The following is a 16,423-nucleotide window of genomic DNA, read 5'->3' as shown; positions in this document are numbered from 1 at the left end:
GGCCCCCCCGCTCTCCGGAGCCTTGCCCCCATCCGCCCTTCGGGCACCTTCCCCCGCAAGCGGGGAAAGGGCATAGCCGGCTTCGCCGTGGTTGATGCGGATCAGCGAGTGCGGCAGGCGGTTGGGCTGGGCGAACTCGATGCGGAACTCGCGTTCCATCCGCACCGCCTCGGTGCCGGCCAGCTTGGCCAGCCGCTTCATCCGGCTCTGCGCCTGGCGCGCCTTGCTGGCCTTGGCCTTGAAACGATCGATGAACGATTGCAGGTGCGCGCGTTCGGCCTGCTCCTTCTCGAACGCGATCTGCTGCTGGCGCAACTGCTCGGCGCGCTGGCGCTCGAAGTCGGTGTAACCGCCGGTGTACAGCTTCGCCCCGCCGCCATGCAGGTGCAGGGTGTGGGTGGCGACGTTGTCAAGGAATTCGCGATCGTGCGAGATCAGCAGCAGCGTGCCGGGATATTTCAGCAGCCACTGCTCCAGCCACAGCACGGCATCGAGATCGAGGTGGTTGGTCGGTTCGTCGAGCAGCAGCAGATCGCTGGGCATCATCAGCGCGCGCGCCAGATTCAGGCGCACCCGCCAGCCGCCGGAGAACGCCGACACCGCGCGCTGGTGCGTCTCTGCCGGGAAACCCAGGCCGTGCAGCAGTTTGCCGGCGCGGGCGGTGGCGTCATAGCCGCCGACTTCCTCCAGCCGGATGTGCGCGGCGGCGACGGCTTCCCAGTCCTCCGCGGCCAGCGCGTCGGCTTCGGCCTTCAGCGCGGCCGCCACCTCGGTATCGCCACCCAGCACGAAGTCGATGGCCGGATCCGGCAGCGACGGGGTTTCCTGGGCGACGCTGGCGATGCGCACCTTGCCCGGCAAGTCGAGATCGCCCTTGTCCGCCTCCAGTTCGCCGCGGATGGCGGCGAACAGGCTGGATTTGCCGGTGCCGTTGCGGCCGACCACGCCTACCCGGTAACCCGCGTGCAGGGCCAGATCGACATTGGACAGGAGCAGGCGCTCGCCGCGCCGGAGAGCGAAATTACGCAGGGAAATCACGATGAAAAGTCCATTCCTGGAAAACGGCGCCGACGTCCGCACGACGCCACGCCGGTCTCACATTTGTTAATAAATCGTTGACATGCACGTGCGCCGGCGGCTATCACGACCTACGAATCGCACCCACCGGCATAAGCACATAAGCAGAAGTTCTGCGACGCGATTCTACTCGTTAACGAATAATTGACGTTATGTTGTGGTGCAGCATACCTCCGGGTCTGCCGCCTCCGCCACGCCAGCGACCACCGCATCGCGGCCGTCGCCTCCCGTTCCGAGCATTGGAGTACCCATGATCCGCACGCTTTCTCCGCTGTCCGCCGCCATCGTCCTGGCCCTCGCCTCCACCCCCGTCTTCGCCCAGGACGAACAGAAACCGCAGACCCTGGACACCCTCATTGTCACCGGTACCCGGGTCGCCGACCGTACCGCGGCCGAATCCCAGTCGCCGATCGACATCCTCACCCCGGAAGCGCTGCAGGCCACCGGCACCACAGAACTGGCGACCGCGCTGGCACGCGCCCTGCCTTCGCTGAACTTCCCGCGCCCGGCCATCACCGACGGCACCAGCGGCGTGCGCCCGGCGCAGCTGCGCGGGCTGTCGCCGGACCAGGTGCTGATCCTGGTCAACGGCAAGCGCCGCCACCTGTCCGCGCTGGTCAACGTCAACGGCACCATCGGCCGCGGTTCGTCGGCGGTGGATCTCAATGCCATCCCGGTGTCCTCGATCGCCCGCGTCGAAGTGCTGCGCGACGGCGCCTCGGCGCAGTACGGGTCCGACGCCATCGCCGGCGTGGTCAACATCGTGCTCAAGGGCGCGGAGAAAGGCGGCAGTCTGGTCCTGGACGTGGGCCAGTACTCGGCCGGTGACGGACGCCAGTACCAGTTGGCCGGCGACACCGGCGTGGGTTTCGGCGACGGACGCGGCTTCGTGCACGTGGCCGGCCAGGTGACCCGCCAGGACGAAACCGATCGCGCCGGCCCATACCGCGGCACCTCGCCCAACACCGGCAACAACCCCGACGTCGGCGAAGTCGCCTATATCTACGGCGACCCGAAGGTGGAAGCCGAAGCGGTATCGGCCAACGCCGGCTACACGTTCAGCGACAACCTCAGCGCCTACGCGACGACGATCCTGAGCAACCGCGACATCACCTCGTTCGCGTTCTACCGCTCGCCCGGCCACAACCCGCTGGTGCCGCAGGTCTATCCAAACGGCTACGTGCCGGAAATCAACCAGGTGTCCAAGGACCGCTCTCTCGTCACCGGCCTCAAGGGCAGCACGGAAAGCGGCTGGACCTGGGACGTCAGCTACAACTACGGCTACAACAAGCTGTTCTTCTACACCCAGAACAGCATCAACTACAGCCTGGGCGCCAACAGCCCGCGCCGTTTCTACGACGGCGCGCTGGAATACACCCAGAACCTGTTCAACGCCGACTTCACCAAGACCCTGGACTGGGGCCTGGCCTATCCGGCCACGCTGTCCTTCGGCGCCGAATACCGCAGCGAGAAATGGAACCAGTCGCCCGGCAACCCGAATTCCTACAGCGGTGGCGGCGCACAGGGTTTCGGCGGCTTCACGCCCGCCAACGCGGTGCACGAGGATCGCCACAGCTACGCCGCCTACGTCGGCCTGGAAGCGGATTTCACCGACAAGTTCTCCGCCGGCGTCGCCGCGCGCTACGAGGACTATTCGGACTTCGGCAGCGAGACCTCCGGCAAGCTGTCGGCCCGCTACGCGTTCACCGACAAGGTCGCGCTGCGCGCCACCGTCGCCAGCGGCTTCCGCGCGCCGGCGCTGGCCCAGCAGTACTACCAGGTGGTGACCTCGCAGTACAACGCGAGCGTGGATCGCTTCTTCGAATCCGGCACGTTCCCGGCCACCAGCGCGGTCGCGCAGGCGCTGGGCGCGGAGGCGCTGAAGGCGGAAACCTCGCTGTCCTACAGCCTGGGCCTGGTGCTGCAGCCGGTGGATCGCCTGTACATCACCATCGACGCCTACCAGATCGACATCGACGATCGCATCGTGCTCTCCTCCAACCTGCTGCTGGCCAACAACACCGCCGCGCAGGCGCTGCTCGCCAGCCTGGGCATCAACGGGGTGACCAGCGCACGCTACTTCAACAACGCCATTGACACCCGCACGCGCGGCGTCGACGTGGTCGGCACCTATTCGATCCCGCTGGCCGCCAGCACGCTGAACCTCACCGCTGGCTACAACCGCAACAAGACCGAGATCACCCGCATCGCGCCGAACCCGCCGGAGCTGACCGCGCTGGGCGAGAACCTTTGGCGGGTGGGTCGTGACGAACAGGGCCGCATCGAGGAAGGCTATCCGCGCGACAAGTTCACCCTCAACGCGGTCTGGAACCTGGCGGCGTGGGACTTCGCCCTGGGCACCACCCGCTACGGCGAGTTCAACACCCGGGTCAGCGAAACCGGCAACCCGGCCAACGACCAGAAGTACGGCGCGATCTGGACCGTGGACGCCTCGGCCAGTTACCGCCTCGATGGCTGGACCTTCACCCTGGGCGCGGACAACCTGCTGGACGAATACCCGGACCGCACCATCTTCCCGAACTCCAACAGCGGCCAGTTCCCTTACAGCAGCCAGTCGCCGGCCGGTTTCAATGGCGCTTATGTGTACGGGCGCATCGGTTACAAGTGGTGAGTGCGCGGTAACGGACTCTCCTGGCCCCCTTGACCAGCCATGCGGCTGTTGAAAGCGAAAAAGGGGGCGGGCGCCGGAGGCGACGGGGGATTTGCTCTTGCTGCTGAAAAGCAAATCCCCCTCAGTCCCCCTTTTTCAAAGGGGGAGGCAAAGCGGGTTTGCGAGCGTCGGAGTCTCTCGATAGCCCCCTTGACCAGCCATGCGGCTGTTGAAAGCGGAAAAGGGGGCGGACGCCGGAGGCGACGGGGGATTTGCTTTCCGCCGCCGTCCGTCGGCGTCGGCTCGCCCGGTCCACGCACGGTGTAGGATGAACACGCCACTCAGTTTTCGGTTTGCCGCAGCGGCACCGCATCGGCGAAACTCGACTTCCTTTCCCCTGGAAAACGCGAGCCTCGATGCACCATGACACCGACCTGATCAACATCGTCGCCATTGGCCTTGCCCTCGCCTTCGTCCTGGGCGCGGTGGCCAATCGCTTGCGGCTGTCTCCGTTGGTCGGGTATCTGGTGGCGGGCATCTGCGTGGGGCCCTTCAGCCCCGGCTTCGTCGGCGATCAGGAGCTGGCCAAGCAGTTGGCCGAAATCGGCGTGATGCTGCTGATGTTCGGCGTCGGCCTGCACTTCTCGCTGAAGGACCTCATGGAGGTCAAGTGGATCGCCATCCCCGGCGCGCTGGTGCAGATCAGCGCGGCCACGTTGCTGGGCTGGGGCCTGGCCGCGCTGATGGGCTGGCCGACCCTGTACGGCATCGTCTTCGGCTTCTCGCTGGCCACCGCCAGCACGGTGGTGTTGCTGCGGGCGATGGAGGAACGCCGCCTGCTGGACACTTCGCGCGGACGCATCGCGGTGGGCTGGCTGATCGTGGAGGATCTGGCGTGCGTGCTGGCGCTGGTGATGATGCCGGTAATCGGCGGGCTGGCCGGCCAGCAGGGCGAGGCCGGCGGACTCAGCGCCGGGGCCATCATCGCCAGCCTGGGCTGGACCCTGCTCAAGCTGGCGCTGTTCGTGACCGTGATGCTGGTGGTCGGACGGCGGGTGATTCCGTGGATCCTCGAACGCACCGCCAGCACCGGTTCGCGCGAACTGTTCACCCTGTCGGTGCTGGCGATCGCGCTGGGCGTGGCGTTCGGTTCGGCGACCCTGTTCGGCGTGTCCTACGCACTGGGCGCGTTCTTCGCCGGCATGCTGCTCAACGAATCCGAGCTCAGCCACAAGGCCGCCAACGACTCGCTGCCGCTGCGCGATGCCTTCGCGGTGCTGTTCTTCGTTTCGGTCGGCATGCTGTTCGATCCGAACATCCTGGTCGAGCACCCGTTCGAGGTGCTGGGCACGGCCTTCATCATCCTGTTCGGCAAGTCGGCCGCCGCCTACCTGATCGTGCGCGCGTTCGGCCACCCCAATTCGACCGCGCTGACCATTTCCGCCAGCCTGGCGCAGATCGGCGAATTCGCCTTCATCATCGCCGGCCTTGGCATGGACCTGAAAATCCTGCCCAAGGAAGGCCATGACCTGGTGCTGGCCGGCGCGCTGATCTCGATCATGCTCAATCCGCTGATCTTCGGCCTGCTGGATCGCTGGCAGGCACGCCAGGAGGCGGCGGCACCGAAAGAAGTCGAACCCGAACCGCCACCCGGCCCCTCGCTGGACGTGCAGGATCACGCCATCATCATCGGCTACGGCCGGGTGGGCAGTTCACTGGCGCACGTGCTGCACGAACGTGGCGTGCCGCTGATCGTCATCGACGACAACGGCGAGCACGTCGAGCGCGCGCACGCCGCGGGCATTCCCGCGATCCGCGGCAGCGCGGCCGCCGACAAGGTGCTGGCCGAGGCGCATCCGGAAAAGGCCAAGATCGCGGTGCTCGCGATCCCGCAGCCGCTGGAGGCCGGCGAGGCCATCGCCAAGCTGCGCGCGATCAATCCGGGCCTGACCCTGCTGGCGCGCGCGCACAGCGACGCCGAGGTGCGCCACCTGCTGGAGCACGGCGCCGACGGCGCGGTGCTGGCCGAACGCGAACTGGCGTTCTCGCTGGCGGAAATGGTGATGGCGACGCCGCCCTACCGCGCGCTGCGCACGGGCGGCTGAGTCGGCTCAGGGCGCGTACTGCAACTCGCGCGGCAGCGCCTCGGAGAGGATTTCCGACAGCGGCCGCGGGGGCGCGTACAGATCGCCCTGCACCCAGTCCACGTGCAATTCCCGCAGGCAGTCGGCGGTGTCGAGGTCCTCGACGAACTCGGCCACGGTTTCCGCGCCGAACACGCCCGCCACCGCGACGGTGGCCTTGACCATCGCGTGATCGCTGCCGCGCTGGGCGACGTTGCGGATGAAGGATCCGTCGATCTTGATGACGTCGGCGGGCAGCTCCTTCAACCGCGCGAAGCTCTGCATGCCGGTGCCGAAATCGTCGATGGCGATCTGGCAGCCATGCGCGCGCAGATCCCGCAGCAGCCGCGCCGCCACCGGGGTACTCGAAATGGCGGCGGATTCGGTGACCTCGAAGCACAGCGCCGTCAGCGGCAGCGGCGAGTCGGCCAGCAGGGTCCGCAGTTCCACCTGGAAACTCATCGACGCCAGGCTCTGCCCGGTCAGGTTGATCGCGATGCGTTCGCAGTACGGCAGGGATTCCGGGTATTTCCGCAGCAGCCGGAACAGCGCCTTGATGACCGCCAGATCCAGTTCCGCGCCGCGCCCGGCCGCCTCGATCGGGCGCATGAAGCGCGATGGCGGTATCAGCCTGCCGCTGTCGTCGCGCAGGCGGCACAACACTTCGCCGGAGATCGTGGGCGCCGGCTCCGCCGCCAGTTCGAGCCTGCGAATCGGCTGGAAGTGCAGCACCAGCCGTTCGTTGCGCAGGCAGGCCAGCGCGATCGCGGCATCCTGCAGTTGCTGCCGGTGGGCGCGGCGCAGGCGCCCATCATCGAAATCGCTGTAACGCGGCCGCACCTCGCCATGCTGGCGCGCGTCGAAGGCCAGGTGCGAGGCGTTGAGCAGCGCGGTATCCACGACGTCGGCCACCGGATCCGTCCCCGCCGCCGGCAGCGAGGCCACGCCCAGGTACGGCAGCAGCCGCACCGGCTGGCCATCGGCGACGAACTCGGCATGCTCGACCCGCGCGACCAGCCGTTCCCAGACATCGTCGTCGGCATCGGCAGCCGGCACCAGTGCGAACTGGCCGGTGCCCAGCACGTACACGTCGGCCAGGTCCGAGAGCCGCGCGGCCATGCCACCGACCACCGCCGCCTGCATGTCCAGACCGTAGCCGGTCACCAGCGAGTCGGTCTTGTCCAGCAACAGGAACCCCAATTCGCGTCGTCGTGGCGGCGCCACCGCCATGCGCCGGCGCAGCGCCCGCAGGTTGGGCAGCCCGGTCAGGGTATCGCGCTGGATCTCCTCGGCCAGACGGCGCGACAGTTCGCGGCGATCCCGGCTGATCACCCACAGATAAAGCATGGCCAGCAACAGGATGTTCACTTCGGCCGCCAGGTGCAGCAGGTTGAACAGGCCCAGCACGGTACTGCCGTACTCGGCGCTCGCGGACATCGCCACCACCAGGCAGAACAGCGCCGCCGACAGCGCCAGCATGGAACGGCGCGGCGGCAACCACAGCACGAACCAGGCCAGCACCACGAACAGGGCGAAGCGGTAATCCATCAACACCACCGCGGTGCGATCGGCCAGGCCGCCGTGGACCATCCGCGAAGCCCACAGGCTCAGGCCCAGGCCGGCAATCAGCAGCAGCGGCCAGGTCCATCCGGCGGTTCCGGAACGGCGCGGGGACTGCCTGCCCTCGCGCCACGCCACCACCAGCGGCAGGGTGATCACGGCCACCCCGAACTGCTTGGCGAAGAACATCTGGAATGCCGCGCTGAGCGCTTCCGTTGGCGGCGCGATCACCGCCATGGTGCCGCCCAGCAACGCGCAACCGGCGGGATAGACGAGCAAGCCGTACAAGGCGAGCCGGCTCAGGCCATGCCGGTCCAGCCGACCCTGTGCGCCCGCCCAGCGCGCGCAGGCCAGGGTCCACACGCCCACCAGCACCCACATCGACGCACCCCACACCAGTGGCGCGATCTGCCCCGGTTGCATCGACCATTGCCGGGCCGCCCAGCCCGCGGCGGTGATGACAAGGGTCGCGATCACCACCCGGCGATCAGGTTCCAGCAGCGCCAGCGCCAGCAGCAGGCCGAAATGCAGGTGGATCAGGGAGGCGTCGGCGCTCTGGCCGAAGAAGTCGATCCGGTAACCGATCGCGATCTGCTGGGCGAGTACGCACAGCAGCCCCCACAGGAGGATCTTGCCGGTCCGGCTTCGCCACCATCCTGTCGTTGGCTGTGGGCTCACTTGCTTCCCTGGTCGAGGGGGACGCGCATCGGGCACGTCCACTACCTCCGGAACGCAATCGGGCCCGGGAAGCGGCCACGACCGCTACGCACGGCCACGGGACGGAAGCCCGTGGCCGGCGTCGTGCTTCCCGTACCGGTGCCTCAGCCGCGCTTGTGGAAGACCAGGTGGCCACCCTCGGCGGCAATCCGCACCGTGTCCCCCGCGCCGAACTCGCCGGACAGGATCTTCTGCGCCAGCGGATTCTCCAGTTGGGTCTGGATGGCCCGCTTCAGCGGCCGCGCGCCATACACCGGATCGAAGCCGACATTGCCCAGCAGCATCAGCGCCGAGTCGTCGATCTCCAGCCCGATCTGGCGCTCAGCCAGACGCTTGGCCAGGTAGCGGGTCTGGATGCGGGCGATTTCGCGGATCTGCGCCTTGTCCAGCGGATGGAACACCACGATGTCATCCAGCCGGTTGATGAACTCGGGCCGGAAGTGCGCCTGCACCACGCCCATCACCGCCGCCTTCATCTGGGTGTAGCTCTCGGGACTGTCACCGCCGTCGGACATGTCCTGGATCAGGTTCGATCCCAGGTTCGAGGTCATCACGATGACGGTGTTGCGGAAGTCCACCGTGCGGCCCTGGCCGTCGGTCAGGCGACCGTCGTCCAGCACCTGCAGCAGGATGTTGAATACGTCCGGATGCGCCTTCTCCACCTCGTCCAGCAGGATCACGCTGTACGGACGCCGGCGCACCGCCTCGGTCAGGTACCCGCCCTCTTCATAGCCCACGTAGCCCGGGGGCGCGCCGATCAGGCGACTGACCGCGTGCTTCTCCATGAACTCGCTCATGTCGATGCGGACCATCGCGTCGGCAGAGTCGAACAGGAACTCCGCCAGCGCCTTGCACAATTCGGTCTTGCCGACGCCGGTCGGGCCCAGGAACAGGAAACTGCCCGAGGGCCGGTTGGGATCGGACAGGCCGGCGCGCGAACGGCGCACCGCGTCGGACACCACCTTGATCGCTTCCTCCTGGCCGATCACGCGATGGCGCAGGACGTCCTCCATCTTCAGCAGCTTCTCGCGCTCGCCTTCCAGCATCTTGCTGACCGGAATACCGGTCCAGCGCGACACCACTTCGGCGATCTCCTCGTCAGTGACCTTGTCCTGCAACAGCCTGAAACCCTTCTGCTCGGCTTCCTGCGCGGCGGTGAGCTGCTTCTCCAGCGCCGGCAGCTGGCCGTACTGGATTTCGCTCATGCGCGCGTAGTCCTGCCGGCGCTGCGCGGCTTCCAGATCCAGCTTGGCGCGCTCGATCTGCTCCTTGATTTTCGTGGCGCCGGTGAGCGTGGCCTTCTCGGCCTTCCAGATTTCCTCCAGATCGCTGAATTCCTTCTGCAGGCTGTCGATCTCGCTTTCCAGATCGGCCAGGCGCTGCTTCGACTGCGCGTCCTTTTCCTTCTTCAGCGCCTCGCGCTGGATCTTCAGCTGGATCAGGCGGCGCTCCATCCGGTCCATCTCCTCCGGCTTGGAGTCGATTTCCATGCGGATGCGACTGGCCGCCTCGTCCATCAGATCGATGGCCTTGTCCGGCAACTGGCGGTCGGCGATGTAACGGTGCGACAGCGTGGCCGCCGCGACGATCGCCGGATCGGTGATCTCCACGCCGTGGTGCACGGCGTACTTTTCCTTCAGCCCGCGCAGGATGGCGATCGTGTCCTCGACGCTGGGTTCGCCGACAAACACCTTCTGGAAGCGGCGCTCCAGCGCGGCGTCCTTCTCCACGTACTTGCGGTACTCATCCAGCGTGGTCGCGCCGATGCAATGCAGTTCGCCGCGCGCCAGCGCCGGCTTGAGCATGTTGCCGGCGTCCATCGCGCCCTCGGCCTTGCCGGCGCCGACCATCGTGTGCAGCTCGTCGATGAACAGGATGATCTGGCCTTCGTTCTTCGACAGGTCGTTGAGCACCGCCTTCAGGCGCTCCTCGAACTCGCCGCGGAACTTGGCGCCGGCGATCAGCGCCCCCATGTCCAGCGACAGCACGCGCTTGCCGCGCAGGCCCTCGGGCACCTCGCCATTGACGATGCGCTGGGCCAGGCCCTCCACGATCGCGGTCTTGCCCACGCCGGGCTCGCCGATCAGCACCGGATTGTTCTTGGTGCGGCGCTGCAGGACCTGGATGGTGCGGCGGATTTCCTCGTCGCGGCCGATCACCGGATCCAGCTTGCCGCTCTCGGCGCGCTCGGTCAGATCGATGGTGTACTTCTCCAGCGCCTGGCGCTGGTCCTCGGCGTTCTCCGCCTGCACCTTCTCGCCGCCGCGCAACTTGTCGATGGCCGCGCGCAGCTTCTGCTTGTTGGCGCCGGCGGACTTCAGCTCCTGGCCGGCCGCGCCGGTATCGTCCATCACCGCGAGCAGGAACCACTCGCTGGCGATGTACTGATCGCCATTCTCCTGCGCCAGCTTGTCGGTGACGTTGAGCAGGCGTCCCAGATCGTTGCCGATCGACAGGTTGCCGGGCTGGCCGCTGACCTTGGGCAGCTTGTCCAGCGCCTCGCCCAGCCGCTCGCGCAGCAGGGGGATGTTGGCGCCGGCCTGGGCCAGCAGCGGCCGGGTGCTGCCGCCGCTCTGGTCGAGCAGCGCGGTCAGCACGTGGACCGGTTCGATCATGGTGTTGTCGCGGCCCACGGCCAGCGACTGCGCATCCGCCAGCGCCTGCTGGAAGCGCGAGGTGAGCTTGTCCATCCGCATCGGGAATACCTCGGGAAGAAGAGGCCGGGCAGCGCCGGCAATGGTACCCAGATGCGGTTCGCGGGAGCTGTTTCAAGGTCTGTTGAGACGGAAGTTCAGCCGCCATAATCCCGCCCATGGCCGCCCCGTCCCCTGTCTGGCACCTCTACCTGCTGCTGTGCCGGGACGGCAGCTACTACGCCGGCATCACCAACGATCTGGACGCCCGTTTCCAGGCCCACCTGGCCGGCAAGGGCGCCCGCTACACCCGCGCGCACCCGCCCGAACGGATCCTCGCCAGCCGCGCCTATCCCGACCGCGCCAGTGCCTCGCGCGCGGAGTGGGAGATCAAGCGCCTGCCCAAGGCCCGCAAGCTGGCTTGGCTTATGTCGTAGGACGGATTTCGATCCGGCTTACCGTTTCTGCAGCGACAGCAGTCCCAGCAGGGTCGCCAGCGCCACATACGCGCCGAAGAACTGCCACAGGATCGCCTTCGGCAAACCCTGCACGTCCCACGGCAGGTAGATGCTGCCGCGCGGATCCACCGAGTGGATGAAACCGAACAGGGTCAGCACCGCGCCGATCAGCAACACCACCGCCGCGCGGCGGAAGCGCTGGTCGATCATCGCCACCAGCGCGGTCGACCAGATCATCGCGGTGATGATGAAGCCGTTGCCGAGCGTCACGATCGCGGCCAGATCCGGCAGGCCGTGCCCGTCCACGCCGTTGTAGAGCGCGGCGAAGTTGTCCGGCGCGATCCAGGCCGGATTGCCGACCTTGATCACCAGCAGGTAGGCGATCGACGGCAGGAACGCCAGCGCCACCGCCGGCGCGTGCGGGCGCGGGCTTTCGTGGAAGGCCTGCACGGTGATGTCCAGGCCGACGTAGACGATGATCGGCGCCAGCACCGCGATCGGCAGCCACTGCACCAGCCCCGACACGTAGCCGAGGATGCCGCCCAGGCCGATGAACAATCCGGTCAGCAGCGTGTAGCCCAGCCGCGCGCCCATGTGCTTGTAGGCCGGCTGGCCGATGTAGGGCGTGGTCTGCGCCACGCCGCCGCAGAAGCCGGCGACCAGCGTGGAGACCGCTTCGGCCAGCAGCACGTCGCGGGTGCGGTAATCGTCGCCGGCCGCGCGCGCGCTTTCGCTGACGTTGATGCCGCCCACCACCATCAGCAACCCGAACGGCAGCAGCAGCGGCAGGTACGGCACGGTGTGCGGCAGGCCGTCGAGGAAGCCCAGCGTCGGCAGCGGCAGGGTGAAGCTCAACGGCACCGCGTCCGGCAGCTTGAAGCCCGGCGTGCCCAGGCCGGCCAGGCCGAGCCCGTAGTACAGGATGGTGCCGACGATGAAGGCCAGCAGCACGCCCGGAATCTTCACCGGCAGCTTGCCCTTGGCGATCAGCACGTACAGCAGCAGGCCGAAGGTGACGAATCCCACCACCGGCGAGCGCAGGGTCTCGATCAGCGGCAGGAAGCCCAGCAGGGTCAGCGCCGCGCCGCCAATCGAGCCCAGCAGCGCCGCGCGCGGCACCGCGCGGGTGATCGCGTCACCGCAGAACGACAGCACCAGCTTCAGCACGCCCATCACCACCAGCGACGCCATGCCCAGCTGCCAGGTGGCGATCGCGGCCGCCTGCGGATCCAGGCCCTGCTGCTTGAAGGCGACGAACGACGGCCCCAGCACCAGCAGCGCCATGCCGATGCTGGTCGGCGCGTCCAGTCCCAGCGGCATCGCGGTGACGTCGTCGCGGCCGGTGCGCGCGGCCAGCCGGTGCGCCATCCAGGTGTAGATGAGGTTGCCCACCAGCACGCCCAGCGCGGTACCCGGGAACATCCGGGTGAACACCACCTCGGCGGGAAACTGGAAGATGCCGATCAGCGCGGCCGAGATGAAGCCGAGGATGGACAGGTTGTCCACGACCAGGCCGAAGAAGCCGTTGAGGTCGCCGGGAACGAACCAGCGGGGGCGGGTTTGAGCGGTCATGGGGATTCGGGGGCGGGAGGGGAAGTCATAGTGTCAGAACGGATTGCCGGGGTGTCGGTGCCGGTTCGGACTTGTGGGAGCGACGTAAGTCGCGATTGCCAGCCCGATGCGCAGACGCTGGAGGCACGGATGCGACTACGCACGCATGAAAAGCGCCGTTGCGGCGGGAACCCTGCCGCGTCGAATTCCGCGACCGGCCCAATTCCACAATCGCGACTTACGTCGCTCCCACATGGAAAGGAATGGCGAGGACGCCCTCAGAACGAAACTTCCGCCGGCTGGCGCGACCACAGCACCGACTGGTGGTGCGTCGCCTGTTTCCAGGCCAGGCGGATGGCTTCGATGTCGGCGCGGCGCTGCGGGCTGTCCTCGTGCAGGATCACCAGCACCTTCGAGTTCAGCCGCTCCGGGCCGTCCTTGCCGCGGAACAGCCATTGGCCGTAGGCGTCGAACACGGTCAGGCCGTCGGGAAAGCGCGGGGTCACTTCCTTGTCCAGGAACGCGCGCCATTGCGCCTCGCTGATGTTGCTGGCCGCATCGCCTTCCGTGCCCACGCCGAAATACAGCTCGCTGCGGACCCAATGCTGCGCCTGTGCGGGCCGGGCCGCGTCGCCCTGCATCGTGGCGGTGATCGCCGTGTCCGGGGCGGAAGCCGTGGTGCGGCCGGGCGGCGTGGTGGCGCAGGCACCAAGTGCCAGGATCAGGGACAGGAACAAGGTGTGGCGCAGGCGCATGGAACGACTCCGTGGGGGAACGGTACTGTCGGCCCGGGGCGTTCCGCGTCGAAATAACCCATTGGCATGAGCAGATGGGCAGCGGCCATGACCGCGACGCGGCCGGTTCCCCGGTCGGGGCGTTAATATATCGCTTTATCCGGATGGATAGTTAGTTCTAGACTGTCCCGCCGCCTCCCAGGGCCCCACGCATGCATTCCCGCCAGATCCGCTGTTCCTGTTGATGGCTGCCAGCCATCGCCGTTGACCCGTGTCGCCGGGCCCCGGCCCGCCGCACCCTCCCCCGATTTCCCGTATCGCTCCAGGAGTTTCCATGTCCCGCCCCCTCGTGGCGCCGCTCGGCGTCGCCATCGCCCTCGTCCTCTCCGCCCCCGCCTTCGGCCAGGAGGCCGGTACCGCCGGCACCACCGATCTGGACACCGTCATCGTCACCGGCACCCGCGCGCGGGATCGCACGGTGCTGGAATCCACCGCGCCGGTCGACGTGTTGACCGCCGAGGACATCCGCAAGGCCGGCGTCCTCAATGGCGAACTGGGCAGCGCGCTGCAGGCGCTGCTGCCGTCGTTCAACTTCCCGCGCCAGTCCAACTCCGGCGGCGCCGATCACGTCCGCGCCGCGCAGTTGCGTGGCCTCAGCCCCAACCAGGTGCTGGTGCTGATCAACGGCAAGCGCCGCCATACCAGCGCGCTGGTCAATACCGACAGCAAGATCGGCAAGGGCAATACGCCGGTCGATTTCAACGCCATTCCGGTCAGCGCGATCAAGCGCATCGAGGTGCTGCGCGACGGCGCCGGCGCGCAGTACGGTTCCGATGCCGTGGCCGGCGTGATCAACGTGATCCTCAATGACGCGCCCGAAGGCGGCGCGCTGGAGCTGAGCTACGGCGCGCACCACACCGACGTCGAACCGATCCGCCGCACCGTGACCGACGGCCAGGCCGGTTTCTTCAGCGGCCAGGTCGGCACCGCGCTGGGCAGCGAAGGCGGGTTCCTGCGCGTGGGCCTGGAATACAAGCAGCGCAACGGCACCAACCGCGCCGGCTTCGATCAGATCCCGTTCTTCGAGGAACAGACTCCGGACAACCTGGCCCTGACCGGCAAGCGCAACTACTGGCTGGGCGACGGCGAGTCCAAGGCCATCAACGGCTGGTTCAACGCGGAACTGCCGATCGGCGACGCTGCCGAGTTCTACGCGTTCGGTACCTTCCACCAGAGCGATACCGAAGGCGCCAACTACTTCCGCTACCCGGACGGCGTGGCCAACTGGAAAGAGGTCTATCCGAACGGCTATCGCCCGCTGTCGCTGGGCGAGAACCGCGACACCGCCGTGGTCGCCGGCCTGCGCGGCCAGTGGGGCGAATGGGACTACGATGCCAGCCTGAACTACGGCCGCAACGCCTTCACCTATCGGCTGCGCAATTCGCTCAACGCCTCGCTGGGCCCCACCAGCCCGACCCGCTTCCGCACCGGCGACTACGAGTTCCGGCAGGCGCTGTTCAACTTCGATGTCAGCCGCGTGTTCGGCGCGCACACCTTCGCCACCGGCGTGGAGTTCCGCCGGGAGGACTATGAAACCGGCGCCGGTGATCTGGCCTCCTACGCGGCCGGCCCGTACACCGATCGCCCGACCGGCTCGCAGGCCGGCGGCGGCCTGACCCCGCAGGACACCGCGGACCTGAGCCGCGACGTGGTCAGCGTGTACGCCAGCCTGAGCAGCCAGTTCGGCGAGAAGTTCTTCACCGACGTGTCCGCGCGCTACGAGCACTACGACGACTTTGGCGGCGAACTGACCGGCAAGCTGGCCGCGCGCTACGAGTTCGTGCCCGCGTTCGCGCTGCGCGGCTCGGTGTCGAACAACTTCCGCGCCCCGTCGCTGAGCCAGATCGGCTTCGAATCCACCTCCACCGGCTACGACGCCTCCGGCCAGTTGCTGCAGGGCCGCCTGCTGTCGGTCAACAACCCGATCGCGCGCGCGCTCGGCGCGCAGGATCTGCAACCGGAGAAATCGGTCAACCTGAGCCTGGGCTTCACCAGCCGCATCGGCGATCACTTCGACCTGTCCTTCGATGTGTTCCGCATCGACATCGACGACCGCGTGGCGCTGACCGAGCGCATCAGCGGCGACGCGCTGACCGAATTCGTGCAGGACAACTTCGGCGTGCCCGGCGTGCAGAGCGTCAACTTCTTCATCAATGCCGCCGATACCCGCACCGAGGGTGGCGAGCTGGTCGCCAACTGGCGCCAGGGTCTGGGCGGCGGGCAGTTGCTGCTGACCGGCACCTGGAGCTACGCCAAGACCGAAATCAAGCGCATCACCGCCACGCCGCCGGAGCTGCTGGCAATCGATCCGTCCTACGTGCTGTTCGGCATCGAGGAGAGCAACACCCTGACCGACGCCGCGCCGCGCACCCGCAGCGTGCTCAGCGCCAACTGGAACAACGACAGGTGGTCGCTGCTGGGCCGGGCGACCCGACACGGCAGCGCCAAGCGCATCTTCAACTTCGGCGGCGGCTTCGAGCCGGAGCAGACCTACTCGGCCAAGTGGCAACTGGACGCGGAGGTGGAATACCGCTTCAGCCCGAAATGGAGCGTGGCGCTGGGTGGTCTCAACCTGACCGACGAGTATCCGGACCTGTCGAACCAGGACATCTACTACTTCGGCAATCTGCCCTACGACGTGCTGTCCCCGATCGGCAGCAACGGCGCGTACTACTACACGCGCGTGCGCTACAGCTTCTGAAGTACAGGCCTCCCGCGCCGGGCGCGGGAGGCTTCACCGCACTGACCGGGCGGGCGCCGCGGAACGGGACCGCGCGGCAACCGCACGTTCGCGACGAAAGCTGGCTGGCCAGAGTCGCGGATGGGGCGCCCGCCCGATCAGCCCAGGTTCCACAAGACCTTCCGTCGTCCCAGCAAACGCTGGGACCCATTGTGCTTC

The 16,423-nt window shown here is 67.5% G+C and carries 9 protein-coding genes; 4 read left to right on the top strand and 5 right to left on the bottom strand.

Annotation, left to right across the window (positions count from 1 at the left end):
• Positions 1 to 1,038: ABC-F family ATP-binding cassette domain-containing protein (locus tag FG323_RS16035; RefSeq protein ID WP_181444265.1), on the bottom strand; the 1,038-nt coding region annotated here is incomplete at its 3' end.
• Positions 1,039 to 1,327: 289 nt separating this feature from the next.
• Between FG323_RS16035 and FG323_RS16030 the strand changes: the two genes are divergently transcribed.
• Complete coding sequence (locus FG323_RS16030) at positions 1,328 to 3,709, top strand: TonB-dependent receptor (protein ID WP_141455728.1); 2,382 nt, start codon at positions 1,328 to 1,330, stop codon at positions 3,707 to 3,709.
• Between the two features lie 395 nt (positions 3,710 to 4,104).
• Complete coding sequence (ybaL, locus tag FG323_RS16025) at positions 4,105 to 5,793, top strand: YbaL family putative K(+) efflux transporter (RefSeq protein ID WP_141455727.1); 1,689 nt, start codon at positions 4,105 to 4,107, stop codon at positions 5,791 to 5,793.
• Positions 5,794 to 5,799: 6 nt separating this feature from the next.
• Here the strand turns inward: ybaL and FG323_RS16020 are convergent, their stop codons facing one another.
• Together FG323_RS16020 and clpB are read right to left on the bottom strand one after the other, a co-directional pair.
• Entirely contained in the window at positions 5,800 to 8,049 is a 2,250-nt protein-coding gene (locus FG323_RS16020; RefSeq protein WP_141455726.1) for a bifunctional diguanylate cyclase/phosphodiesterase, read from the bottom strand.
• A 143-nt stretch (positions 8,050 to 8,192) separates the two neighbouring features.
• Entirely contained in the window at positions 8,193 to 10,784 is a 2,592-nt protein-coding gene (gene clpB, locus FG323_RS16015) for an ATP-dependent chaperone ClpB (protein ID WP_141455725.1), read from the bottom strand.
• A 116-nt stretch (positions 10,785 to 10,900) separates the two neighbouring features.
• Between clpB and FG323_RS16010 the strand changes: the two genes are divergently transcribed.
• A complete protein-coding gene (locus tag FG323_RS16010; RefSeq protein ID WP_141455724.1) occupies positions 10,901 to 11,158 on the top strand; it encodes a GIY-YIG nuclease family protein in 258 nt (85 codons plus the stop codon).
• A gap of 18 nt (positions 11,159 to 11,176) precedes the next feature.
• Here FG323_RS16010 and FG323_RS16005 read toward each other — a convergent pair whose 3' ends face one another.
• Complete coding sequence (locus FG323_RS16005) at positions 11,177 to 12,751, bottom strand: hypothetical protein (protein ID WP_141455723.1); 1,575 nt, start codon at positions 12,749 to 12,751, stop codon at positions 11,177 to 11,179.
• A gap of 257 nt (positions 12,752 to 13,008) precedes the next feature.
• Complete coding sequence (locus tag FG323_RS16000; RefSeq protein WP_181444264.1) at positions 13,009 to 13,485, bottom strand: DUF3574 domain-containing protein; 477 nt, start codon at positions 13,483 to 13,485, stop codon at positions 13,009 to 13,011.
• Between the two features lie 313 nt (positions 13,486 to 13,798).
• Between FG323_RS16000 and FG323_RS15995 the strand changes: the two genes are divergently transcribed.
• Entirely contained in the window at positions 13,799 to 16,225 is a 2,427-nt protein-coding gene (locus FG323_RS15995; protein WP_141455722.1) for a TonB-dependent receptor, read from the top strand.
• Positions 16,226 to 16,423 lie beyond the last annotated feature (198 nt).

Source organism: Pseudoxanthomonas sp. z9 (assembly GCF_006542425.1).
In the GTDB taxonomy this organism is placed as follows: domain Bacteria; phylum Pseudomonadota; class Gammaproteobacteria; order Xanthomonadales; family Xanthomonadaceae; genus Pseudoxanthomonas_A.
Note: the sequence above shows the minus strand (reverse complement) of the source record. Positions and strands in the feature narration are given on the sequence as shown.